Raw genomic sequence first — 23,566 nt, forward strand, 5'->3', positions numbered from 1 at the left:
CATGCACGACAAGAACTGCATTCCCAATCCGGTATTTCTTTCCGAAGCCGACTTCAGGCAGGCCGTCGCGGCCTTGCCATTGATCTCGATCGACCTGTGCATCACCGATCCGGCGCAGCGGCTGCTGGTCGGCCTGCGCACCAACGCGCCGGCAAAAGACTGGTGGTTCACGCCGGGCGGCCGCATCCGCAAAAACGAGGCGCTGGAACAGGCGATGCTGCGGGTGGCCTGCGGCGAACTCGGGCTGGCGGAGGCGGCGTTCGCCCAGTTGCGCGGGAAGATGCAGCTGATGGGCGCGTGGGACCACTTCTATCCGGACAGCGCATTCAGCCCCGACATCTCCACCCATTACGTCAACATGCCGTACTGGCTCCCGCTGTCGTGGTCGGAGCTCGACCAGCTCGCCCTGCCTGCCGGGGACGGCGATGCGCAGCATGCGCAATGGCAGTGGATGCCGCTCGAGGAGGCCGTGGAACATCCCCGGCTGCACCAGTTCGCCCGGCCGTATGCGCAATGGCTGCGGGACAAGCTGCAGGTGCCGATGCCAGCGCCGAAGGCAAGCCTGGCCGCCGGCATGTAGTGCGTCAGGCGGCAGTTGCCGCGCCGGCTCTACGGTTGGGCATCGACAGCTGCTTCCAGGCCTTGCGCAGGTAGGCGCCGTCGGGATGCCGCTCCAGCCGGAATCCCATCCCCAGCATCAGCCGCCGCATCGGTTCGTTCTCGGCCAGCACGTCGCCTTCCATCCGTTCTATCCCCGCACTGCGCGCCACCCGGATCAGTGCCCGCAGCATGCGCGTCGCCAGCCCGTTGCGCTGGCGCGCATCCGTTACCACGACCGCGAAATCGCAGTACGCGGGGCAGCCCTCGGCCACATACTGCGCCATTGCCACCGCCGTTTCCCGGCCATCCTCGGTGACCGTCGCCAGTAGCGTCATCGCCTGTGCCGGCTCGGCCAGGGTGAAGCGCGCCAGCAGGTCGGGCGGGACTTCATGCAGCGGATAGAAGAAGCGGTGGTAGCGGCTTTCCGCGGATAACCCGCGCACCATGTCCTGGATCAGGGCGGCGTCGGTCGCCCGTGCAGGCCGCAAGGTGACGGTCGCACCGTCGCGCAGGCGCCAGTTGTCGTGCACCAGTCCGGCGTGGCGCGCATCCGGCCAGAACGGCAGGAACTGCTTCCAGGTCCGGCGGCAAGGCAGAAGCTTGACCATGGCGAGCTCCGGTTCAGGCGAAGGCGGGGCGACCCAGCGGCAGCGCGGCAGGACGGGCGCGCGGCGCAGGATCGCGCGGCGTCAGCGACAGGCAGGCGCCGCCGTCCCCCAGCGACCACAGCAGCGCCGGTCCGTCGCGGTCAAGGACATGGCTTTCGCCGGGTTCGAGCACGACGTCGCGGATGTCGCCGTCCTGCGTGATCCACACGCTTCCGCTCAACGCGCGTACCGTCCAGCCGCGCGCGCCGCGTACGCTTGCGCCGCTGGTACGACTCAGCTGTACGGTGGCGCCGTTGGGGGGCAGGACGCCGGCGGCGGATGTGGCGGCATCGTCAGTCTTTCTCAGGGTCGCTTTCATGACAGGCTCCTTGGCTGTGGGCGGCGCATGTTGCACCGCAACCATGGAGTCATTATGGTTTGTCTCTTTGTATTTACAATCCATAAAAACGGAATAAGATTGTTTCCATCCATGGACAATGAGGAGAGGGGCGAATGGAACACCTGGCACAGATGATGACCTTTGCAAAAGTGGTCGAAACACGCAGTTTTTCCGCCGCCGCGCAGGCGCTCGCCACCTCCAAGTCCCTGGTCAGCAAGCAGGTCAGCAGCCTCGAGAGCGCCCTTGGCGTCCGGCTCCTGAACCGCACCACGCGCAGCATGAGCCTGACGGAAATCGGCGCCGCCTATTACGAGCACTGCCTGCGCATCGCCCAGGAGCTCGACGCCGCGGCGCAGACGGTCACCCAGCTGCAGGCCGAGCCCCGCGGCGTGCTGCGGCTGACCTCGCCGGTGATTTTTGCCTCGCTGCACCTGGCGCCGGCGCTCGAAACCTTCTGCCGGCGGCATGAGAAGGTGGAGATCGAACTGATTGCGAGCGACCGCGTGGTGGACCTGGTGGAGGAGGGATACGACCTGGCGATCCGAATCACCGACAGTCCGCCGCCGAACATGGTGGCGCGGCCGCTGGCGCCGGTCAGGTGGGTGACCTGCGCATCTCCGGCCTATCTCGAACGCCACGGCGTGCCGCTGACGCCGCAGGACCTGACACGGCACCAGTGCCTGACCTACCACGGCGCGCCCGTGCAGGGCAGCTGGCGTTACGTGGCGGGCGGCAGGGAGGTCACGCCCCAGATCAACGGCCGTTTCCGCGTCAACAATTCCGAGGTGCTGCTGCAGCTTGCGCTGGACGGGATGGGGATCGTGATGAATCCGACCTACGTGCTCGGTCCGCACCTGAAAAGCGGGCGCTTGCGCCAGCTGCTACCCGAATATGTTGCCAACCCCGGCATGTCGCTGCAGATGCTCTACCTGCCGAACCGCTACATGCAGCCCAAGGTGCGCGCCTTCATCGACCACCTGATCGCGCATTTCGGTCCCGAGCCGCCGTGGGACCGGTTCTGAGCCGGCACGGCACGGACCATCCTCTATAATCCCCAGACCGCCCGCGCGCCCGGCGCCGCGCGGACTCCGTTGCAACGAAACATGGTCCTATCGAATCTATGAAACTGCCGCCGAACTTCCGCCGCACGCTGCGCATGGCGCAGCCTTACAGGGGGCGGCTGGCGCTGGCCTTCCTCGGCATGATCCTGACCGCCGCGACCGAACCGACGCTGGCCTGGATGATGCGCCTGCTGCTCGACCATGGTTTCAAGGGCCCGCTGGATTTCCCGCTGTGGCTGGTGCCGGCGTGCGTGATCGGCATCTTCGCGGTGCGCGGCGCTTCCACCTTCCTGACCACCTACATGATGGCCTGGGTCTCCACCCGCCTGCTCAATACGCTGCGGCAGCAGATGTTCGAGCGGCTGCTCGACGTACCGGTCGGCTTCTATGCGGGCACCTCGGTCGGCCGGGTGATCAACTCGATGATGTTCGAGGCGCAGCAGATCATCGACATGCTCAAGAATGTCTTCACGCCGATGGTGCGCGACTCGCTGACGGTCGTCGGGCTGCTCGGCTACCTGATCTACCTGAACCCGGCGCTCACGCTGATCACCCTGGTGCTGCTGCCGGTCATCGCGCTGGTGGTGCGGGCGACCGGCAAGCGGCTGCGCCGCCTCACCGAGCAGTTCCTGACCATCAATGCCGAGATGACGCAGGTGATCGAGGAGACCACCCGCGCGCAGCAGGTGATCAAGATCTTCGGCGGCCATGCGTACGAGCGCAAGCGCTTCGACCAGCGCGCGAACAAGCTGAGGGCCTACGCGATGCGCATGGCGGCCACCTTTGCGGCCACCGTGCCGGTCACGCAGCTGCTGACCGCCTTCGCGGTCTCGCTGGTGATCGTGATCGCCCTCGTGCAGGCGCATGACGGCCGCACCACGGTCGGCAGCTTTGCCTCGTTCATCACCGCCATGCTGATGCTGCTCACGCCGCTCAAGCACCTTGCCAATGTCAACGGTCCGCTGCAGCGCGGCCTGTCCGCGGCCGACGCGGTGTACAAGCTGATCGACGCGCAACCGGAGCGGACCGACGGCAGGGTGCTCCCGGAGCGGGCCCGCGGCCAGCTCGAATTCATCGACGTCAGCTTCAGCTACCCCGGCCAGACCCAGCCTGCGCTGTCCCGCATCAACCTCGCGATCGAGCCCGGCGAGACGGTCGCCTTCGTCGGCATGTCCGGCGGCGGCAAGACCACGCTGGTCAACCTGGTGCCGGGCTTCTTCCCGGTCGACAGCGGGCAGATCAGGCTCGACGGCCAGCCGATCGAGTCGCTGGCCTTGTCCAGCCTGCGCGCGCAGATGGCGATGGTGAGCCAGAACGTGGTGCTGTTCGACGACACGGTGGCCGCCAATATCGCCTACGGCGACCCGCAACCGGACCGGTCGCGGATCGAGGCGGCGGTGAAGGCGGCGCACCTGACCGAGGTGGTCGCGGCGCTGCCCGAGGGCCTCGATACCCTGGTCGGCGACAACGGCAACCGGCTGTCCGGCGGGCAGCGGCAGCGCCTGGCGATCGCACGCGCGATCTACAAGGATGCGCCGATCCTGATCCTCGACGAAGCGACTTCGGCACTGGATACCGAATCGGAACGCGCGGTGCAGGCGGCGCTCGATGAACTGATGCGCTCCCGCACCACGCTGGTCATCGCGCACAGGTTGTCGACCATCGAGCGTGCCGACCGCATCGTGGTGCTGGTCGGCGGCAGCATCGTCGAAACCGGCACCCATGCCGAGCTGCTGGACAAGAACGGCGTGTACGCCAACCTCTACCACCTGCAGTTCAACAAGGAGACAGAAGCATGAGCGCACCGATTTCCCGCTTTCCGGTACCCGACATCAACGCGGTGCCCGACGATATCCGCCAGATGATGCTGGCGGTACAGGAAAAGGCCGGCTTCATCCCGAACGTGTTCCTCGCGCTCGCGCACCGGCCGGCCGAGTTCCGCGCCTTCTTCGCCTACCACGACGCCCTGATGCTCAAGGAAACCGGCAGCCTGACCAAGGCCGACCGCGAGATGATCGTCACCGCCACCAGTGCGAAGAATGGCTGCCTCTACTGCGTGGTCGCCCACGGCGCGCTGCTGCGCATCTATGCCAAGCAGCCGCTGGTGGCCGACCAGGTCGCGGTCAACCACCTGAAGGCCGACATCACGCCGCGCCAGAAGGCGATGCTGGATTTCGCGGTCAAGGTCTGCCTGCGCTCGCAGGATGTCGGCGACGCCGATTATGCGGCGCTGCGGATGCACGGCTTCGACGACGAGGACATCTGGGACATTGCCGCAATCACCGCCTTCTTCGGGCTGTCGAACCGCATGGCGAACGTGGTCTCGATGCGGCCGAACGACGAGTTCTTCCTGATGGGTCGCGTGCCGCGGAAATAGGCGTTCAGCAGTCGCTGCGGGGCATGCCGTCCTTGACGGACCCGGCGCAGGGATTGGCCCCGATCGCATAGGCCAGCTCAGCCGGGCGCTCGACCCGCCACAGCGCGAAGTCGGCCCGCTTGCCCGGCGCCAGGGTGCCGGCCTCATGACCGACGCCGAGGGCGGCCGCTGCATTGCGGGTGACGCCGGCGAGCGCTTCCAGCGGCGTCATGCGGAACAGCGTGCACCCCATGTTCATCGCCAGCAGCAGCGAAGTCATCGGCGAGGTGCCGGGATTGCAGTCGGTGGCGAGCGCCAGCGGCACGCCCGCATCGCGCAGCGCCTCAAGCGGGGGCAGCCGGGTCTCGCGCAGGAAGTAGTAGGCCCCCGGCAGCAGCACGGCCGCGGTGCCGGCCGCCGCCATCGCCGCCACACCCGACGCCGACAGGTGCTCGAGGTGATCGGCCGACAGGCCGCCATAGCGGGCGGCAAGCGCCGCGCCGTCCTGGTCGGACAACTGCTCCGCATGCAGCTTGACCGGCAGGCCGCGCGCGCGCGCCGCGCGGAACACCCGCTCGGTCTGGGCGGCGGTGAAGCCGACGCGGTCGCAGTAGGCGTCCACCGCGTCCACCAGGCCGGCGGCATGCAGCGCCGGCAGCATCTCCCCGCACAGCATGTCGATGTAGTCGTCGGCGCGTCCCGCGTATTCCGGCGGCAGCGCATGGGCGCCGAGGAAGGTGGTCTTCACGCGCAGCGGCAAGGCCTCGCCGAAGCGTCGCGCCACGCGCAGCATCTTCGCTTCGCTTTCCGGGTCGAGTCCGTAGCCGGACTTGACCTCCAGCGTCGTCACGCCTTCCGCCATCAGCGCCTTCACCCTTGGCAGGCTGGCGTCGAACAGGGCCTGCTCCGACGCCGCACGCGTCGCGCGAACCGTCGACAGGATGCCGCCGCCCCGTTGCGCAATCTCTTCGTAGCTCGCGCCGTTGAGGCGCGCCTCGAATTCCTCGCTGCGGTTGCCGGCGTAGACGATGTGGGTATGGCAGTCGATCAGTCCGGGGGTGAGCAGGCAGCCGCCGCCGTCGTGGACGATGGCGGCGCAGGCGGGCAGGGCAGCCCGCGGCCCGACCCAGGCGATGCGTCCGTTGCGTACCGCGACCGCGCCATCGGGAATCTCGCCGTAGGCGCCCGGCTCGGCCATCGTCGCCAGCCGGACGTTGACCCAGACCGCATCCCAGGCAGGAACCGGATCAGCCATGCGTGCTCCTCGCCGCCACCCAGCGGCTGGCGATGCGCGCGGCGAGCCTGGCCGCCACGCGGCTGGTGCGCTGGTCGATGTCATGGCGCGGGTTCAGCTCGGCGATGTCGGCGACCCGCAGCTTGCCGCTTGCCGCCAGCAGATCCGTCACCTGTTCCACCACGTCCAGTCCGACGCCGCGCGCGGCCGGTGCGCTGACACCGGGCGCCACGGCCGCCGGCAGCACGTCGAGGCAGGTGGTGAAATAGAGATGGTCGACGTCCGACAGGAAGTCGACCAGCAGGGCGCGCACCGTCTCGAACCTGTGTGCCTGCATCTCCTCGTCCAGCATCCAGCGCGCGCCGAGCGACTGCGCGCGACGGAACAGGGCGTCGGTGTTGGCGAATTCGCTCACGCCGAGACAGCAGTAGCGGAATTGCCAGCCGCGGGCAGCGCAATCCTCCGCGATCTGGCGGAACGGCGTCCCGGAACTTGCGGCGTCGGCCAGCCGCAGGTCGAAATGGGCATCGAGGTTGACGATGCCGATGCGCGGCGCGGTTGCCGCGGCGGCCAGATGGCGGGCCAGACCGCCGAAGCTGCCGAACGCCATCTCATGGCCGCCACCCAGCACCAGCGGCGCCAGCCCGCGGCCGAGCAGTCCCGCCAGCGTTTCCGACAGCAGGCGCTGGGCTGCCTCCAGCCCGTCGCCCTGCGCGTCCGGCCGGCACACGATGTCGCCGGCGTCGTGGATGGCAAGGCGGTGATGCACCGGCATGTTGCCGAGCGCCGCGCGCAATGCCGTCGGTCCTTCCGCCGCACCGGTGCGCCCGTGGTTGCGCCCGACCCCGGCATCGCAGGCAAATCCGAGCAGCGCGAGCCCCGCGGCGTCCGCCGCCAGGGGCCGCACGACCTGGTGCCAGCGCAGGCCGGCGCCGCCCTCGGCGCTGTCGATGCGTCCGCTCCAGCGGTGCATGTCGGGTGGCAGCAGCATGGTCTTCCTCAGTTGGCGTACAGGCCGGAGAACAGGTCGGCGCAGCAGGCGGCAAGGTCGCCCCGCAGCGTCATCTGCCTGGCCGTCTCGATGTCCGGTGCAAACAGCCGGTCCTTGTCATAGAACGGCACCCGCTCGCGCAGCCGGCGGAGAACTTGCGCCAGCAGCGGCGAGGTCTCCAGCGGACGATGGAAGTCCACGCCCTGCGCCGCCGCCAGCAGTTCGATGCCGACAATAGTGGCGGTGTTGTACGCCATCTCGTGCAGCCGCCGGCCGGCAAAGGTGGCCATGCTCACATGGTCTTCCTGGTTGGCGGAAGTCGGCAGGCTGTCGACGCTGGCCGGATGGGCCAGCGACTTGTTCTCGGATGCCAGCGCGGCAGCCGTCACATGCGCAATCATGAAACCGGAATTGAGGCCGGAGGAGGCCACCAGGAACGGCGGCAGGCCGGACAGTGTGGAATCGATCAGCAGCGCGATGCGGCGTTCCGACAGCGCGCCGATCTCCGCGATGGCGAGCGCCAGCGTGTCGGCGGCAAACGCAACCGGCTCCGCATGGAAGTTGCCGCCGGAGATGACGTCGCCTTCGTCCGCATAGACCAGTGGATTGTCGGTCACCGCGTTCGCTTCCACCAGCAGGGTGCGCGAGGCATTGCCGATCAGGTCGAGGCAGGCGCCCATCACCTGCGGCTGGCAGCGCAGGCTGTACGGGTCCTGCACCCGGTCGTCGTTCTCCAGGTGGGAGCGGCGGATGCCGCTGCCGGACAGGAGCTGGCGGTAGATGCCTGCCAGCGCGATCTGGCCCGGCTGCCCGCGCACGAGGTGGATGCGATGGTCGAAAGGCGCGTCGCTCCCCTTGGCGGCATCCACCGACAGCGCGCCCGCGACGATGGCGGCTTCCAGCATGCGCTCCGCCAGGAACAGGCCGTGCAGCGTCAGCGCGGTCGAGACCTGGGTGCCGTTGATCAGCGCCAGGCCCTCCTTCGCGGCGAGGTTGACGGGACTGATGCCGGCGGCCGCCAGGGCTTCCCGCGCCGGCATGATCCTGCCGTCCACCCGCACCTCGCCTTCGCCCATCAGCGCCAGCGTCATGTGCGACAGCGGCGCCAGGTCGCCGGAAGCGCCGACCGATCCCTTGCTCGGGATGCAGGGCATGATGCCGGCGTTGTACAGCGCGATCATGGTATCGATCACCGACGCGCGGATGCCGGAATAGCCGCGCGCCAGGCTGCCGATCTTGGTGGCCAGCACCAGCCGCACCGTCTGGTCGGACATCAGCTCGCCGGTGCCGACCGAGTGCGAGAGGATCAAATTGCGCTGCAGTTCTTCCAGCTGTTCGTTCGGTATGTGCGTCTTCGCCAGCTTGCCGAATCCGGTGTTGATGCCGTAGGCCGGCGCGCCGCGCTCGACGATCTTGCTGATCGTCGCGGCCGAGGCATGGATGGCGTCGTAGGCCGACGGCGCCAGCTGCAGCGGCACGGCATCCTGCCAGATGCGACGCAGCTGTGCCAGGGTGAGGCGGCCGGGGACCAGGGTGAGGGTGTCCTTCTTCATCGTCTTCATTTCATCATGGGCAGGTTCAGGCCATTGCGGGCGGCGCAGGCGGCCGCGCTCTCGTAGCCGGCGTCGGCATGGCGCATGACGCCCGAGCCGGCGTCGTTCACCAGCACCCGTGCCAGCCGTTTCGCCGCGGCGTCGCTGCCGTCGGCAACGATCACCATGCCCGCATGCTGCGAGTATCCCATTCCGACGCCGCCGCCATGATGCAGCGAGACCCAGGTCGCGCCGCCGGCGGTATTGAGCAGGGCGTTCAGCAGCGGCCAGTCGGAAACCGCATCGCTGCCGTCTTTCATCGCCTCGGTCTCGCGGTTGGGACTGGCGACCGAGCCGGTGTCGAGGTGGTCGCGGCCGATCACCACCGGCGCCTTCAGTTCGCCATTTTTCACCATCTCGTTGAAGGCGAGGCCGGCACGATGGCGTTCGCCCAGTCCCAGCCAGCAGATCCGCGCGGGCAGCCCCTGGAAGGCGATGCGCTCGCGCGCCATGTCGAGCCAGCGGTGCACATGGCGGTTTTCCGGGAAGAGCGCCTTGATCTTTGCGTCGGTCTTGTAGATGTCCTCGGGATCGCCGGACAGCGCCACCCAGCGGAACGGTCCCTTGCCTTCGCAGAACATCGGCCGGATGTAGGCTGGCACGAAGCCTGGGAAGGCAAACGCGTCGGCCTCGCCGGCATCCTGCGCGACCTGCCGGATATTGTTGCCATAGTCGACGGTCGGAATCCCCATCGCATGGAAATCCAGCATCGCCCGCACATGGGCGGCGCAGGATTGCCGGGCCGCCGCCTGCAGGCGCGGGTGTTGCGATGCATCCTGCTGCGCCGCCTTCCACTCGGCCACGCTCCAACCGGCCGGCAGGTAGCCGTTGACCAGGTCGTGCGCCGAAGTCTGGTCGGTCACCAGGTCGGGACGGATGCCGCCCGCATGGGCGTGCCGCGCCAGCGCAGGCAGGATTTCGGCCGCATTGCCGAGCAGGCCGATCGAGACCGCCTCGCCCCGTTCGCAATGGTGCTTCACCATTGCCAGCGCCTCGTCGAGGCTGGCGGCCTGCTTGTCGAGATAGCGGGTGCGCAGCCGGAAATCGATACTGCTTTGCTGGCATTCGATGGTGAGCGACACTGCGCCTGCCAGCGTTGCCGCCAGCGGCTGCGCGCCGCCCATGCCGCCCAGGCCGGCGGTCAGGATCCAGCGCCCGCGCCAGTCCCCGCCGTAGTGCTGGCGGCCGGCCTCGACGAAGGTCTCGTAGGTGCCCTGCACGATCCCCTGGCTGCCGATGTAGATCCAGCTTCCGGCCGTCATCTGCCCGTACATGAACAAGCCCTTGCGGTCGAGTTCATTGAAGTGCTCCCAGTTCGCCCATTTCGGCACGAGGTTGCTGTTGGCCAGCAGCACCCGCGGCGCGTCGGGATGGGTGCGGAACACGCCGACCGGCTTGCCCGACTGCACCAGCAGCGTTTCGTCGTCGTCCAGGTCGCGCAGCGTTTCCAGGATCCGGTCGTAGCATGCCCAGTCGCGCGCGGCGCGGCCGATGCCGCCGTACACCACCAGGTGCTGCGGATTCTCGGCGACCTCGGGATCGAGATTGTTCTGCATCATCCGGTACGCGGCTTCGGTCAGCCAGCTCTTGCAGTTGAGCGCGCTGCCGCGCGGCGCGCGCACTACGCGGCCGGGGGCGAGGCGCGGGTCTTTTTCGATCTGCATCTGTTCGGTCGGGGCATTCATCGCATTCTCCTTGTCGATGAAGTAAGCTTAAGTTGTCTATACAACTTAAGCAAGTGGATTTTTAGTTGTCCGGACGAGTGCTACCATGCGCGCAAGGAAACAGGAGAAGACATTGCAAGCAGGCGACATCGAGGTGCCGGCGTTCCAGCGGATCAAGGATTACCTGCTGGGCGAAATCCAGGCCGGCCGCTGGAAGGAGGGCGACGCGATCCCGTCGGAGCCGGAACTCGCCAGGCAGTTCGGCGTGTCGCGGATGACCGTCAACCGGGCGGTGCGGGAGCTGAGCGCGGACCAGATCCTGACCCGGGTCCAGGGCTCGGGCACTTATGTCGCGCAGCACAAATACCAGTCTACCCTGGTCGAGATCAAGAGCATCGCCGAGGAAGTGCGCGCGCGCGGTCACACCCACCGAAGCGAGCTGCAACTGCTGGAGCGCGGCAAGGCAAGCGAGGCGATGGCCCTGCCCTTCGGCATGAAGCCGGGGTCCCCGCTGTTCCACTCGGTGATCGTGCATTTCGAGAACGAGGTGCCGATCCAGGTCGAGGACCGCTGGGTCAATCCCGCCATTGCGCCCGGCTACATGGAGCAGGACTTTTCCGCGCTGACCCCGAATGAATACCTGATGGCGGTCGCGCCGCTGCAAGCGGTCCAATACAGCATCGAGGCGCTCAACCCGCCGCGCGAGATCGCCGCGATGCTGCGCATGCAGGCGAAGGACGCCTGCCTGGTGCTCAAGCGTCGCACCCTGTCGCAGGGGCAGGCGGCGACGGTGGTGACGATGTGGCACCCGGGCAGCCGCTACCAGTTCGCCGGCAGTTTCTAGCCGCAGTCCTGCCCCCCGCATGCCCCTGGCTGTCCGCTCCGACGCTGGCGTGGCGAGGGCCTCCGCTCGCTTGTGTCTGTGGCAAGATGAGGGCTTTTACAGGTCTGCCCATCCCGACGCCTGCGCATGTACCGTCAACTTCCCTCCATGGCAATCGCCTGCATGGCCTCCTTTTTCGTGGCCTCCTTCGCGGCCGGCACCGCCGCGGCTGGCGAGGTGCGGGTCGCCGTCGCCGCGAATTTCGCCGGCCCGATGCGACAGATTGCCGGGCAGTTCGAGCGGGAGAGCGGGCACACGGTGCACATTTCGCTCGGCGCAACCGGCGCCTTCTACGCCCAGATACGCCATGGCGCGCCCTATGATGTCCTGCTTGCAGCCGACGACGACGTCCCGGCGCGGCTGGAGCGGGAAGGGGCTGCCGTGGCCGGCAGCCGCTTCACCTACGCGGTCGGCAGGCTGGTGCTGTGGAGCGCGAAGGCCGGCATCGCCGATGCCGGTCCCGAGGCGTTGCGCAAGGCTGCGTTCTCCCATCTCGCCATCGCCAATCCACGGCTGGCGCCGTACGGCCGGGCGGCGGCCGAGGCACTGGCTGCGCTCGGACTCGCCGACGCGATGGCGGCGCGGCTGGTGCAGGCCGAAAACATCGGGCAGGCCTACCAGTTCGTTGCCAGCGGCAATGCACAGCTTGGCTTCGTCGCCATGTCCCAGGTGTATGAAGACGGGCGGCTGCGGTCGGGCTCGGCCTGGATCGTCCCCGAAAACCTGCATGCACCGATCCGGCAGGACGCGGTGCTACTCGAAAAGGGCAGGGAACAGCAGGCGGCCCAGGCACTGATGCGCTACCTGCGGGGCGAATCCTCCCGGCGGACGATGCGCCGCTACGGGTACGCGCACTGATGCTTGCTCCGGAAGACTGGAGCGCGATCCTCCTCACGCTGAAGCTCGCCGCCGTGGTCACCGTCCTGCTGCTGCTGATCGGCACCCCGTTGGCCTGGTGGCTCGCGCATACCCGCTCCCGCCTGCGCGCGCCCGTCGCCGCCGTCGTCGCGCTGCCCCTGGTGCTGCCGCCGACCGTGCTCGGCTTCTACCTGCTGGTCGCCATGGGGCCGCAAGGCCCGGTGGGCAGGCTCACGGAAGCGCTTGGCGTCGGCTTGCTGCCGTTCAGCTTCCCCGGGCTCGTGATCGGCTCGCTGTTCTACTCGCTGCCGTTCGCGGTGCAACCGCTGCAGAATGCCTTCGAGGCGATCGGCAGCCGGCCGATGGAAGTGGCGGCCACACTGCGCGCGCGCCCGCTCGATGCCTTCCTCACGGTGGCGCTGCCGCTGGCAAGGCCGGGCTACCTGACCGCGGCCATCCTCGTCTTCGCGCATACCCTCGGCGAGTTCGGCGTGGTGCTGATGATCGGCGGGAACATCCCCGGCGAGACCAGGGTCGTCTCGATGCAGGTGTACGACCATGTGGAGGCGCTGGAATATGCGCGGGCACACTGGCTGGCGGCCGGCATGCTGGTGTTCAGCTTTTGCGTGCTGCTCGGGCTGTACACGCTCAACCGCGGGAAGCAGGCACGATGAACAGCGGCGTGCATGCGCGCTTCGACCTGCGGCGCGGAAGCTTCTCGCTCGCGGTCGACCTCCGCCTGCCCGGCCGGGGCGTCAGCGCGATCGTCGGCCCCTCGGGCGCCGGCAAGACCACGCTGCTGCGCGCCATCGCCGGCCTCGACCGGCATCCCGGCTATCTCGAGGTCAACGGCGAGGTCTGGCAGGACGACGGGCGCCGCCTCCGCACGCCGGTGCACAAGCGTCCGCTCGGCTACGTTTTCCAGGAAGCCAGCCTGCTGCCGCACCTCGACGTGCGGGGCAACCTGGAGTATGGGTGGAAGCGCGCGTCACGGTCGCATGCCTGTCCGGAACCCGCGGAGGTGCTGCGCCTGCTGGGAATCGCGCAGCTGCTCGGGCGCCGGCCGGATACCCTGTCCGGCGGCGAGCGCCAGCGCGTCGCGATTGCCCGCGCGCTGCTTGCCGGCCCCAAGCTCCTGCTGATGGACGAGCCGCTCGCTTCCCTCGATCGCGCGCGCAAGCAGGAGGTCCTGCCGTGGCTGGAGCGCCTGCATGAGGAGCTGGCGATTCCCATCCTGTACGTGAGCCATGCGCCCGATGAAGTGGCGCGTCTGGCCGACCATGTCGTGCTGCTGGAGCAGGGCGGAGTACGGGCGGCGGGATCGGTCACCGAGATGACGGCGCAATTGGACCTGCCAATGGCAATGGACGAGGACGCCGGTGTCGTCGTTGACGCCGTTGTCGTGAGCTACGATGTGCATTACCGGCTCGCGACCCTGGTCGTCGAGGGCAACTATATGGTGGTGCCACATGCGCCGGTCCTCGCCGGCCAGCACCTACGCATGCGCGTGCGCGCACGCGATGTCGTACTCGCCCTTGATCGCCGGGACGATATGACAGCGCTGAACCAAGTGGCGGCAGTAGTCGTCGCCCAGGTCCCGCTTCCTGACGATACCCACCTTCTCCTGCGATTGGACGCGGGGGGCATGCCCTTGATGGCACGCATTACGTGCCTATCCCGCGACCGCCTCCAACTCGGGCCAGGCATGCGGATCTGGGCTCAGTTCAAAGCGAGTGCGCTGCTTGCATGAGCTCAGCTCGGTTTTGCCGTATTGCAAAGTATATGATGCCTTGTTTCTAAACCTGCCACTGACCCATGCCAAAGCCTTCGCCAACCAAATTCGACCCTAAATTCCTGCCTTTTGATACGACACTGGCCCGTCAGATTGTGCGCCAGCACCTTTCGCACTTGAATAACGTGTTCTGGTTCGGGCAATCTTCCAAAGGGGTTGCCACAGGTGCGTACGCTACCGTACTGGCGACGGTACCTGGGGCGGCCGATCGCTTCAAGGATAATGCCGCATGGGGTACTGCCGCTAACGATTTCGACATCTGGCTGCGCCAGAATGCCGTGATCTCCACTGCTTCGATGTTGGAAGTCTATGTCGTGTCCGCGGGCCTGACCGTCTTTCAGGCAATGCCGGAGCTGATCGACCGCAGCCTTCTTGACAAGGACAGTGTCCATCTTCTCAAGAACCCCGCACTGCTGACAAAGCCCTTCCGCAAGCACATGAAGGACCGCGCCGAATCCTTCACGAAAGGGCGATGGAGTGATCGCCTGCAAAGACTGGAAATGGCTTTCGGGACTGTGCCCGCAAACGTAAAAGCGGAAATCCAGAATCTGCAGCAGCTTCAAGACCTTCGCAACAGGATCGCCCACAAGTACGGACATGACGGCGAGACTTTACGCCGCGCTCCGTGGGAACCGGTCAACGCGATAAAGCCTACGGACGCCGTGATCGTCAAGTATTTGAAACTGGTGGATGACGTCACGTCGGAACTGGATCGGCATGTATTTGGCCCCCTAGTCGGGGGGTACGAGATCGTGTTCGAATACGATGCCTGGAAGGCAAAGGCGGGAATGGGCGCACACCTGGATGGCAAGCCGAACGAATTGGATGAATTCAAGGCGTACATCGGACGCGTGTTTGGACGGTCACCTTCCAAATCCTACATTCGCTCGATGATGGACTACTATCAGAAAGCGTAGCGTAAGCCCATCACAATCCGCGCAAACTTGCTACATCAGGATGATGTCGTACTGTTCCTGGTGATACAGCGACTCCACCTGCAGGGAGATCGGCTTGCCGATGAAGTCGCCGAGCATGGCGAGGTGTTGCGACTCTTCCTCGAGGAACATGTCGACCACGACCTGGGCGGCGAGGATGCGGAATTCGCGCGGGTTGAACTGCTTCGCCTCGCGCAGCAGTTCGCGCAGGATTTCATAGCAGATGGTGCGGGCGGTCTTGACCTGGCCCTTGCCGGAGCATGCCGGGCAGACCTCGCACAGGATGTGTGCCAGCGATTCCCGGGTGCGCTTGCGGGTCATCTCGACCAGGCCGAGCGCCGAGAAACCGGACACCGAGACCTTGGTGCGGTCGCGCGACAGCGCCTTGTTGAGCTCGGCCAGCACCGCCGCGCGGTGTTCCGGACTCTCCATGTCGATGAAGTCGAGGATGATGATGCCGCCGAGGTTGCGCAGCCTCAGCTGCCGCGCAATCGCGTGCGCGGCCTCCAGATTGGTCTTGAAGATGGTGTCGTCGAAATTGCGCCCGTTGACGTAGCTGCCGGTGTTGACGTCGATCGTGGTCATCGCCTCGGTCTGGTCGACGATCAGGTAGCCGCCGGACTTCAGATCGACGCGGCGGCCGAGCGCCCGCTCGATCTCCTCCTCGACGCCGTACAGGTCGAACAGCGGACGTTCGCCGGTGTAATGCACCAGCTTCGACAGCACCGACGGGGTGTAGGTGGCGCCGAACTGCTGCAGCTTCAGGTGGTTCTCGCGCGAGTCGACCTGGATGCTGAGCGTCTCGTCGTTGACGAAATCGCGCAGCACCCGCTGCGCCAGGCTCAGGTCCTGGTAGAGCAGGGTGGGCGCCGGCCGGATGCGCGCGTTCTGCGTGATCGCCGACCAGGTCTTGCGCAGGTAGTCGATGTCCATCTGCAGGTCGGTCTCGCTGGCATCCTCCGCCATCGTGCGGATGATGTAGCCGCCTTTCTCCTCCGGCGGCACCAGCTTCTGCACGCGGGATTTCAGCAGCTCGCGTTCGGCTTCGTTCTCGATGCGCTGGGAAATGCCGATATGGGAATCCTGCGGCAGGTAGACCAGCATGCGTCCGGCAATCGAGATCTGCGTCGACAGCCGCGCGCCCTTGGTGCCGATCGGATCCTTGATGACCTGTACCGTGATCGACTGGCCGTCGTACAGCAGCTTTTCGATCGGCCGCGGCATGCTGTTGGGATTGTCGTGGTCGCGCGCTTCCCATATGTCGGCGACATGCAGGAAGGCCGCACGTTCGAGGCCGATGTCGATGAAGGCGGACTGCATGCCGGGCAGCACCCGCACCACCTTGCCGAGGTAGATGTTGCCCGCCAGGCCGCGCGACAGCGTACGCTCGATGTGGAGCTCCTGTACCGCGCCCTGAAGGATCAATGCAACCCGTGTCTCCTGCGGGGTGATATTGATGAGGATGTCTTCGCTCATAGAACGGATATGCCGGCCTGTTGGAGTAGCTGGGCGGTCTCGTGCAGCGGCAGCCCCATGATGCCGGTGTAGCTGCCCTCGATGCGCGCGACGAAAACCGAAGCAAGGCCCTGGATGCCGTAGCCGCCTGCCTTGTCGTACGGTTCGCTGGTGTTGCAGTAGGCGCGCATCATGTCTTCGCTCAGGGGCGCAAAGCTCACCTCGGACACCTGCGTGAGCTGCCAGAACTCCTCGTCGTGGCGCAGCGCGACGCTGGTGATGACCTGGTGGGTGCGGCCGGACAGCAGCCGCAGCATATCCATTGCCTCCGCCTTGTCGGCAGGCTTGCCCAGGATGCGCTCGTCGACCACGACCGTGGTATCCGCGGTCAGGACCGGCCGCATCGGCAGGCGTCGCATCAGCATTGCCTGGGCCGCGTAGTTTGCCTTGTCGCGGGTCACCCGCACCACGTAGTCGCCCGCCTTTTCGCCAGGATGCACCTCCTCGCTGACGTCCGGACCGCCGCGATGCGACTGGTCGCGCAGCATCAGGAGTTCGAAGTCGACGCCGATCTGGCGCAGCAGCTCCCGCCTGCGCGGGCTCTTGGAGGCGAGGTAGATCCTGTTGTCTGCCGGTTTCATGAAGTCGTTCTTATACTCGGTGATACGGATGATTCTGGGTGATCGACCAGGCCCGGTACAGCTGCTCCGCGAGCAGCACCCTTACCATCCCGTGCGGCAGGGTCAGGCTGGACACCCGCACCAGCATGTCCGCGCCGGACTTGAGGCCGGGATCGAGGCCGTCGGCACCCCCTATCACGAATGTAACATCCCGCCCGTCCTGTTGCCACTGGGTCAGCAGCTGCGCGAGCTGCATCGTGCTGAGGTCCTTGCCGCGCTCGTCCAGCGCGACCACGCGCGCGCCCTTCGGGATTGCCGCTTCGATCCGGGTGCGCTCCTGCGCCATGACCGTCTCGGCGGTCCTGCTGCCGGAACGGTCCACCGGCTTGATCTCCTTGAGCTGGATCCGGCACTCGGGCGGCATGCGCTTTGCATACTCGGCGAAGCCCTCCTCGATCCAGCCGGGCATCTTGTGGCCGACGGCGGCGATCACCAGCTGCATGACGCGGAATTACGCGGCGGTCTTGCGGGCAGGGCGCTTTGCGGCGGCCTTGCGGGGCGCGGCCGTCTTGGCGGCGGCGACCTTCACCGTCTTGCCGGCGGGGACGCGCGGCGCCTTGGCGGCGGGGGACTTGGCGGTGGTCTTGCGCGCCGCCGTCTTGCGTGCCGGCTTCTTCGGTTCGTCGTCGTCGAGCGTCGTCTGCGATGCCGCGATGTGGCTGGACCGCTTGCGCGCCGGCTTGGCTTCCTTGTCTTCGCCGTCCTCCGTCGCGGTGCGCTTCGAAATCCGCTTGGCCGCGCCGAACTTCACTTCCTTGTCGCCCCAGATCTCTTCCAGCCGATAGTAGTCGCGGATCGCCGGCTGCATGATGTGCACCACCATGTCCCCGAGGTCGACCAGCACCCATTCCCCGGTGTCCTCGCCCTCGATGCTGACGATGGTGCCGCCCTTTTCCTTGACCTTGTCGCGCACGGATGCGGCGAGGGCCTTGGTCTGCCGGTTGGAGGTACCCGACGCGATGGCCACGCGGTCGAACATGCTGGTGAGATGGACGGTGTCGAAGATCTTGATGTCCTGTGCTTTGACGTCCTCGAGGGCGTCGATGACGGTGGATTGCAGTTTTTTGATGTCCATTAGATGTTCTGGTAGAGATGGTGTTGTCGGATATAGTCTAGCACTGCGGCCGGAATCAGCGATTCGGCGCTTTGCCCGCTTTGCAGGGCGGCGCGGATTTGCGTCGCCGAAACGTCGAAGGCCAGGTTGGGCGCCAGGCAGGCAAGGCCCGCCGGGGTGGTGCGGATCTGCTCGGCCGTCGCCGCGCGGCGCAGGAATTCCCTGTTAACTTCGGGTGCCACGTGGGCGGCATCCAGCGCGAAGCCGGGGCGCGAGGCGGTGCAGATATGCGCAAGGTCGAACAGCTGCCGCCAGTCTTTCCATGTGTGCAACTTCTGCAGTTGGTCGGCACCGATCAGGAACACCAGCGACAGGTCCTCGCCGAGTTCGGCGCGCAGCGCGCGCAGCGTGTCGACCGTATAGGTCGCGCCCTCGCGCCGGATTTCCTGGTCGTCGATCTGCACCGGCACCGACAGTCCGTCGAACGCCAGCCGCAGCATCGCGATGCGCTGTTCCGGCGTCGCCTTCAGCGCCTGCTTCTGGTAGGGCAGGCCGGCGGGCAGAATGCGCAGCGCGTCCGGAAACAGGAGCTTGACGAAATAGTTGGCGAGTGCGACGTGGCCGTGATGCACCGGGTCGAAGCTACCGCCGAGCAAGGCGATGCAGCGCGTCACACCCATTCGCGCGGGACCAGGAAATCGGTGTACAGCTTCGCTTCGGCGCTGCCCGGCTCGGGATGCCAGTCATACCGCCACTTGACGACCGGCGGCATGGACATCAGGATCGACTCCGTGCGGCCGCCGGACTGCAGCCCGAACAGGGTGCCGCGATCGAGCACCAGGTTGAACTCCACATAGCGCCCGCGCCGATACGCCTGGAAATCGCGCTCGCGTTCGCCGTAGGGCAGGTCCTTGCGGCGCTGCAGCAGCGGCAGGTAGGCGTCGATGAAATGGTCGCCGACGCTGCGGGTCATCGCGAAGCTCGACGCCAGTCCGAGCGCATGGAAATCGTCGAAGAAGATGCCGCCCACGCCGCGCGGCTCCTTGCGGTGCTTCAGGTAGAAATACTCGTCGCACCATTTCTTGAAGCGCGGGTGCAGGTCGTCGCCGAACGGCGCCAGCGCGTCGCGGCACACCCGGTGGAAATGGCGCGCGTCTTCCTCGTAGCCGTAGTACGGCGTCAGGTCCATGCCGCCGCCGAACCACCAGACCGGTTCCTCGCCCTCCCTGGATGCGATGAAGAAGCGGACATTCATGTGCGCGGTCGGCGCATGCGGGTTGCGCGGATGCATGACCAGCGACACGCCCATGGCTTCCCAGCGGCGCCCCGCCAGCTCCGGCCGGTTGGCCGCGGCCGAAGGCGGCAACGCGTCCCCGCTGACGTGGGAAAAGCCGACGCCGCCGCGCTCCAGCACATTGCCGTCTTCGAGGATGCGGGAAATGCCGCCGCCGCTGATCGGGCTGGTGCCGTGCGGGCGCTCCCACTGGTCGACGAGGAAGGATTTGCCGTCGACCTGTTCCAGTGCGCCGACGATGCGGGCCTGGAGGTCGAGCAGGTAGGTCTTGACGAGATGGGGAGTGGTCACGGCTGGATTGTGCAGGTTGTCATTCCAAGTTGTTTCATGCATGCGCCGGTGACCGCAGGGCGGGCCGCCGCACGTGGCGCGGCGGCCGCGCCACTCAAGCCGGGCGTTTCAGCGCGCGCCAGCCGATGTCGCGCCGGAACTGTGCGCCGTCGAGGTGGATGGCGTCCACCGCCTGGTAGGCATTCTTCTGCGCCATCTTCACGCTGTCGCCGAGACCGACCACGCACAGCACCCGTCCGCCGGCGCTCGTGAGGCGGTCGCCATTCAGGGTCGTGCCGGCATGGAAAGTCACGCAGTCCGCGGTGTCTTCGGGAATGCCGGTGATCGGATCGCCCTTGCGCGGCGCATCCGGGTAGCCGGCGGCCGCGACGACCACGCCGAGCGCGGTGCGGCGGTCCCACTCCAGCGCCACCTGGTCGAGCGTGCTGTTGACCGCGTGTTCCATCACGGTCACCAGGTCGGTCTTCAGGCGGGCCATGATGGGCTGGGTCTCCGGGTCGCCCATGCGGCAATTGAATTCCAGGGTCTTCGGATTGCCCTTGGCGTCGATCATCAGCCCGGCATAGAGGAAACCGGTGAAGGGGATGCCGTCCTTCTGCATGCCCAGCACGGTCGGATTGATGATCTCGCGCATGATGCGCGCGTGCAGCGAGGGCGTGACGATCGGCGCCGGCGAATAGGCGCCCATGCCGCCGGTGTTCGGACCTTCGTCGTTGTCCTTCAGGCGCTTGTGGTCCTGGCTGGTGGCCAGCGGCAGCACATGGCGCCCGTCCACCATCACGATGAAGCTGGCTTCCTCGCCGGCGAGGAATTCCTCGATCACCACGCGTGCGCCGGCGTCGCCGAGCTTGTTATCGGACAGCATCATGTCCACGGCGGCGTGCGCCTCGTCCAGCGTCATCGCGACCACCACGCCCTTGCCGGCGGCCAGGCCGTCGGCCTTGATGACGATCGGCGCGCCTTTCTGGTCGATGTACTTGCGGGCAGCCTTCAGGTCGGAAAAGGTCTGGTAGTCGGCGGTCGGGATCCGGTGCCGCTTCATGAAGGCCTTCGCGAAATCCTTGGAGCTTTCCAGCTGGGCGGCTTCCTTCGTCGGGCCGAAGATCTTCAGGCCGAGGTCGCGGAAGATGTTGACGATGCCGGCGGCCAGCGGCACTTCCGGGCCGACCACGGTGAGGGCGATGTTTTCCTTGATGGCGAACTGCGCCAGCCAGGCCGGATCGGTGATATCGACGTTCTCGAGGCGCGGATCGAGCGCGGTGCCGCCGTTGCCCGGGGCAACATAGACCTTTTGGATGCGCTCGGACTGCGCAAGCTTCCAGGCGAGGGCGTGTTCGCGGCCGCCTGAGCCGACTACCAGAATTTTCATGAGAACCTGATTACTGAATGCGATGGCAGGCTGGCCTGCCAACAAAACTTGCTGTGAAGGAAACGGATCAGTCCTCGATCACCGCGTTGGTGTAGACCTCCTGGACGTCGTCCAGGTTTTCGAGCGCGTCGAGCAGCTTTTGCATCTTCAGCGCGTCATCGCCGGTGAACACGGTCTCGGTCGCGGGCTTCATCACGACTTCGGCCATCTCGGCCTTGAAACCGGCCTTCTCCAGGGCGTCCTTGACGGCGGAGAAGTCGTTCGGCGCGGTCAGCACCTCGATGCCGCCCTCGTCGTCGGTGACGACGTCCTCGGCGCCTGCTTCGAGCGCCGCTTCCATCAGCGCATCCTCGCTGGTGCCCGGGGCAAACAGCAACTGGCCGCAATGCTTGAACAGGAAGGCCACCGAGCCTTCGGTGCCCATGTTGCCGCCGAACTTGGAGAACGCGTGCCGCACCTCGGCCACGGTCCGCACCCGGTTGTCGGTCATGCAGTCGACGATGATCGCGGCGCCGTTGATGCCATAGCCTTCGTAGCGGATTTCCTCGTAGTTGGCGCCTTCCAGGCCGCCGGTGCCGCGCTGGATCGCACGGGTCACGTTATCCTTGGGCATGTTGGCGTCGGCCGCCTTGTCGACCGCCAGGCGCAGGCGCGGATTGCTGGCCATGTCCCCGCCGCCGAGCCGGGCCGCCACCGTGATTTCCTTGATCAGGCGCGTCCAGATCTTGCCGCGTTTTGCATCGGTCGCGGCTTTTTTATGCTTAATATTGGCCCATTTACTGTGTCCAGCCATGGCGAGTCTTTCCAGGGAGATATCGAGAAGAGGCCTGGCACCGACAGAAAATGAGCGTACCACCAGGCTGAAACCAATCTAGAATTCTAGCATACCGACCCCTCCCGAAATTGCCCGAAAGCCCTGCCAGATGCCCGCTTCCCTGCTGATCGCCAAGCACCAGGACAAGGAACTTGTCCTTCTGTCCAACCTCGCCAACCGCCACGGCTGCATCACCGGCGCGACCGGCACCGGCAAGACCGTCACCCTCCAGGCCATGGCCCATGCGCTGTCGAACATCGGCGTCCCGGTCTTCATGGCCGACGTCAAGGGCGACCTGTCCGGCATGGCCAGGCCGGGCTCGCCGTCGCCGCGCATCATGGAGCGGCTGCAGCTGCTGCAGCTGGAAGCGCCGGCGTGGGAGGCGGTGCCGGTCACCTTCTGGGACGTGTTCGGCGACAAGGGCCACCCGGTGCGCGCCACCGTGTCCGACCTCGGGCCGCTGCTGCTGGCCCGCATGCTGAACCTGAACGAAGTCCAGGAAGGCGTGCTGCAGCTGGTGTTCAAGGTGGCCGACGACCTCGGGCTGCTGCTGCTGGACATCAAGGACCTGCGCGCCATGCTGCAGAACGTCGCCGAGAACGCCGCCGAACTGCAGACGGAATACGGCAACATTTCCCCGGCCAGCATCGGTGCGATACAGCGCGGCTTGCTGGCGGTCGAGGAGCAGGGCGGCGACCGCTTCTTCGGCGAGCCGATGCTCAACATCGACGATTTCATGCAGACCGATACCCGCGGCAAGGGCGTCGTCAACATCCTCGCCGCCGACAAGCTGATGCAGTCGCCGCGGCTGTACGCGATCTTCCTGCTGTGGATGCTCTCGGAACTGTTCGAGCACCTGCCCGAGGTCGGCGACATCGACAAGCCGAAACTGGTGTTCTTCTTCGATGAGGCCCATCTGCTGTTCGACGAGGCGCCGAAGGCCCTGCTGCAGAAGATCGAGCAGGTGGTGCGCCTGATCCGTTCCAAGGGCGTCGGCGTCTATTTCGTCACGCAGAATCCGCTCGACATCCCCGACACCGTCCTCGGCCAGCTCGGCAACCGGGTACAGCACGCACTGCGCGCCTACACGCCGCGCGACCAGAAGGCGGTGCAGGCGGCCGCGGAAACCTTCCGGCCGAACCCGGCCATCGACACCGCCCAGGCAATCACCGAGCTCGGCGTCGGCGAGGCACTGGTGTCCTTTCTCGACGAGAAGGGCCGTCCGCACATGGTGGAACGGGCCTACGTCGTGCCGCCGGCCTCCCAGCTCGGGCCGGTCACCGACGCCGAGCGCAGGGCGGTGATCGAGGGCTCGATCGTGGCCGGCGTCTACGAGAAGACGGTCGACCGCGAATCCGCCTATGAAAAGCTGAAGGGGCGCGCGGCGAGGGAAATGCCCACGCGGGAAGAGGCGAAAGCCGGCCGCAAGGGCAGCGCGGCCCGGCAGGAGACCAGCGACGGCGACAGCGGTGGCGGCATCGGCGGCATGCTGGGCGGTCTGTTCGGCGGCGGCGGCGTGGGCCGGCGCAAGGACACGATGATGGAAGCCATGGTCAAGTCCGCTGCGCGCAGCATCGGCTCCCAGGTGGGCCGCGAGATCATCCGCGGCGTCCTTGGCAGCATTCTGAAGAAGTAGGAAGCCGGGCGGCCGTGCCG

Annotated in this window: 24 protein-coding genes; 10 read left to right on the forward strand and 14 right to left on the reverse strand. The window is 66.6% G+C overall.

Annotated features, from left to right (window positions below):
* The first annotated feature begins 1 nt into the window (after position 1).
* Entirely contained in the window at positions 2-580 is a 579-nt protein-coding gene (locus VIM12_RS17480; RefSeq protein ID WP_331943044.1) for an NUDIX domain-containing protein, read from the forward strand.
* 4 nt (positions 581-584) lie between these two features.
* On the opposite strand, the gene VIM12_RS17485 is transcribed toward VIM12_RS17480, so the two are convergent.
* Both VIM12_RS17485 and VIM12_RS17490 read right to left on the reverse strand, forming a co-directional pair.
* Positions 585-1,208 carry a GNAT family N-acetyltransferase gene (locus VIM12_RS17485; RefSeq protein WP_331943046.1) on the reverse strand — a complete coding sequence of 208 codons (624 nt, stop codon included), beginning with the start codon at positions 1,206-1,208 and terminating at the stop codon, positions 585-587.
* Between the two features lie 13 nt (positions 1,209-1,221).
* On the reverse strand, positions 1,222-1,566 hold the full coding sequence (locus tag VIM12_RS17490; RefSeq protein ID WP_331943048.1) for a DUF2917 domain-containing protein: 345 nt from the start codon (positions 1,564-1,566) through the stop codon (positions 1,222-1,224).
* 134 nt (positions 1,567-1,700) lie between these two features.
* On the opposite strand from VIM12_RS17490, the gene VIM12_RS17495 reads away from it, so the two are divergent.
* The 3 genes from VIM12_RS17495 (at position 1,701) to VIM12_RS17505 (ending at position 5,025) form a co-directional block, all read left to right on the forward strand.
* On the forward strand, positions 1,701-2,609 hold the full coding sequence (locus tag VIM12_RS17495) for a LysR family transcriptional regulator (protein WP_331943050.1): 909 nt from the start codon (positions 1,701-1,703) through the stop codon (positions 2,607-2,609).
* A 98-nt stretch (positions 2,610-2,707) separates the two neighbouring features.
* Positions 2,708-4,447 carry a lipid A export permease/ATP-binding protein MsbA gene (gene msbA, locus VIM12_RS17500; protein ID WP_331943052.1) on the forward strand — a complete coding sequence of 580 codons (1,740 nt, stop codon included), beginning with the start codon at positions 2,708-2,710 and terminating at the stop codon, positions 4,445-4,447.
* Positions 4,444-5,025, forward strand: a complete 582-nt coding sequence (locus VIM12_RS17505) for a peroxidase-related enzyme (RefSeq protein ID WP_331943054.1) — start codon at positions 4,444-4,446, stop codon at positions 5,023-5,025. Before msbA ends, VIM12_RS17505 begins: the two co-directional genes overlap by 4 nt.
* A gap of 4 nt (positions 5,026-5,029) precedes the next feature.
* On the opposite strand, the gene hutI is transcribed toward VIM12_RS17505, so the two are convergent.
* From hutI to hutU, 4 genes are read right to left on the reverse strand one after another with little or no spacing between them, the layout of a single operon-like run.
* Complete coding sequence (gene hutI / locus VIM12_RS17510) at positions 5,030-6,259, reverse strand: imidazolonepropionase (RefSeq protein ID WP_331943056.1); 1,230 nt, start codon at positions 6,257-6,259, stop codon at positions 5,030-5,032.
* Positions 6,252-7,229: a formimidoylglutamase gene (hutG, locus tag VIM12_RS17515; RefSeq protein WP_331943058.1), complete on the reverse strand. Its 978-nt coding sequence runs from the start codon at positions 7,227-7,229 to the stop codon at positions 6,252-6,254. The genes hutI and hutG overlap by 8 nt, the downstream gene beginning before the upstream one ends.
* Before the next feature lie 8 nt (positions 7,230-7,237).
* Entirely contained in the window at positions 7,238-8,791 is a 1,554-nt protein-coding gene (gene hutH / locus VIM12_RS17520) for a histidine ammonia-lyase (protein WP_331943060.1), read from the reverse strand.
* Complete coding sequence (gene hutU, locus VIM12_RS17525; RefSeq protein WP_414691803.1) at positions 8,788-10,506, reverse strand: urocanate hydratase; 1,719 nt, start codon at positions 10,504-10,506, stop codon at positions 8,788-8,790. Before hutU ends, hutH begins: the two co-directional genes overlap by 4 nt.
* Positions 10,507-10,591: 85 nt before the next feature.
* Between hutU and hutC the strand changes: the two genes are divergently transcribed.
* The 5 genes from hutC (at position 10,592) to VIM12_RS17550 (ending at position 14,935) form a co-directional block, all read left to right on the forward strand.
* Entirely contained in the window at positions 10,592-11,329 is a 738-nt protein-coding gene (gene hutC / locus VIM12_RS17530; RefSeq protein WP_331943062.1) for a histidine utilization repressor, read from the forward strand.
* Positions 11,330-11,491: 162 nt separating this feature from the next.
* Positions 11,492-12,226, forward strand: coding sequence for a molybdate ABC transporter substrate-binding protein (gene modA, locus VIM12_RS17535; RefSeq protein WP_331943064.1), 735 nt, complete (start codon positions 11,492-11,494; stop codon positions 12,224-12,226).
* Positions 12,226-12,900 (forward strand): molybdate ABC transporter permease subunit, encoded by a 675-nt coding sequence (gene modB / locus VIM12_RS17540; RefSeq protein WP_414691804.1) that lies wholly within the window; start codon positions 12,226-12,228, stop codon positions 12,898-12,900. The genes modA and modB overlap by 1 nt, the downstream gene beginning before the upstream one ends.
* Positions 12,897-13,976 carry a molybdenum ABC transporter ATP-binding protein gene (gene modC, locus VIM12_RS17545; protein ID WP_331943066.1) on the forward strand — a complete coding sequence of 360 codons (1,080 nt, stop codon included), beginning with the start codon at positions 12,897-12,899 and terminating at the stop codon, positions 13,974-13,976. The genes modB and modC overlap by 4 nt, the downstream gene beginning before the upstream one ends.
* A 65-nt stretch (positions 13,977-14,041) precedes the next feature.
* On the forward strand, positions 14,042-14,935 hold the full coding sequence (locus VIM12_RS17550) for a hypothetical protein (protein ID WP_331943068.1): 894 nt from the start codon (positions 14,042-14,044) through the stop codon (positions 14,933-14,935).
* Positions 14,936-14,965: 30 nt separating this feature from the next.
* Here VIM12_RS17550 and rng read toward each other — a convergent pair whose 3' ends face one another.
* The 8 genes from rng to VIM12_RS17590 all read right to left on the reverse strand — a co-directional run bounded on the left by rng (position 14,966) and on the right by VIM12_RS17590 (position 21,889).
* Positions 14,966-16,429 carry a ribonuclease G gene (gene rng / locus VIM12_RS17555; RefSeq protein ID WP_331943070.1) on the reverse strand — a complete coding sequence of 488 codons (1,464 nt, stop codon included), beginning with the start codon at positions 16,427-16,429 and terminating at the stop codon, positions 14,966-14,968.
* Positions 16,426-17,049 carry a Maf family protein gene (locus tag VIM12_RS17560; protein ID WP_331943072.1) on the reverse strand — a complete coding sequence of 208 codons (624 nt, stop codon included), beginning with the start codon at positions 17,047-17,049 and terminating at the stop codon, positions 16,426-16,428. Before VIM12_RS17560 ends, rng begins: the two co-directional genes overlap by 4 nt.
* Positions 17,050-17,059: 10 nt before the next feature.
* Positions 17,060-17,530 carry a 23S rRNA (pseudouridine(1915)-N(3))-methyltransferase RlmH gene (gene rlmH, locus VIM12_RS17565; protein ID WP_331943074.1) on the reverse strand — a complete coding sequence of 157 codons (471 nt, stop codon included), beginning with the start codon at positions 17,528-17,530 and terminating at the stop codon, positions 17,060-17,062.
* Between the two features lie 9 nt (positions 17,531-17,539).
* Complete coding sequence (rsfS, locus tag VIM12_RS17570; protein WP_331943075.1) at positions 17,540-18,163, reverse strand: ribosome silencing factor; 624 nt, start codon at positions 18,161-18,163, stop codon at positions 17,540-17,542.
* Positions 18,163-18,822: a nicotinate-nucleotide adenylyltransferase gene (locus VIM12_RS17575; RefSeq protein ID WP_331943076.1), complete on the reverse strand. Its 660-nt coding sequence runs from the start codon at positions 18,820-18,822 to the stop codon at positions 18,163-18,165. Before VIM12_RS17575 ends, rsfS begins: the two co-directional genes overlap by 1 nt.
* The gene (gene hemF, locus VIM12_RS17580) at positions 18,813-19,769 is read right to left on the reverse strand and encodes an oxygen-dependent coproporphyrinogen oxidase (RefSeq protein WP_331943077.1); all 957 of its coding nucleotides are present in this window, start codon (positions 19,767-19,769) and stop codon (positions 18,813-18,815) included. The genes VIM12_RS17575 and hemF overlap by 10 nt, the downstream gene beginning before the upstream one ends.
* A 52-nt stretch (positions 19,770-19,821) precedes the next feature.
* On the reverse strand, positions 19,822-21,096 hold the full coding sequence (gene purD / locus VIM12_RS17585) for a phosphoribosylamine--glycine ligase (protein ID WP_331943078.1): 1,275 nt from the start codon (positions 21,094-21,096) through the stop codon (positions 19,822-19,824).
* Positions 21,097-21,163: 67 nt separating this feature from the next.
* Complete coding sequence (locus VIM12_RS17590; protein WP_331943079.1) at positions 21,164-21,889, reverse strand: YebC/PmpR family DNA-binding transcriptional regulator; 726 nt, start codon at positions 21,887-21,889, stop codon at positions 21,164-21,166.
* A gap of 130 nt (positions 21,890-22,019) precedes the next feature.
* On the opposite strand from VIM12_RS17590, the gene VIM12_RS17595 reads away from it, so the two are divergent.
* On the forward strand, positions 22,020-23,546 hold the full coding sequence (locus VIM12_RS17595; RefSeq protein ID WP_331943080.1) for a helicase HerA-like domain-containing protein: 1,527 nt from the start codon (positions 22,020-22,022) through the stop codon (positions 23,544-23,546).
* The last annotated feature ends 20 nt before the right edge of the window (positions 23,547-23,566 follow it).

The sequence above is a fragment of the Noviherbaspirillum sp. genome, assembly GCF_036563305.1.
In the GTDB taxonomy this organism is placed as follows: Bacteria; Pseudomonadota; Gammaproteobacteria; order Burkholderiales; family Burkholderiaceae_D; genus Noviherbaspirillum.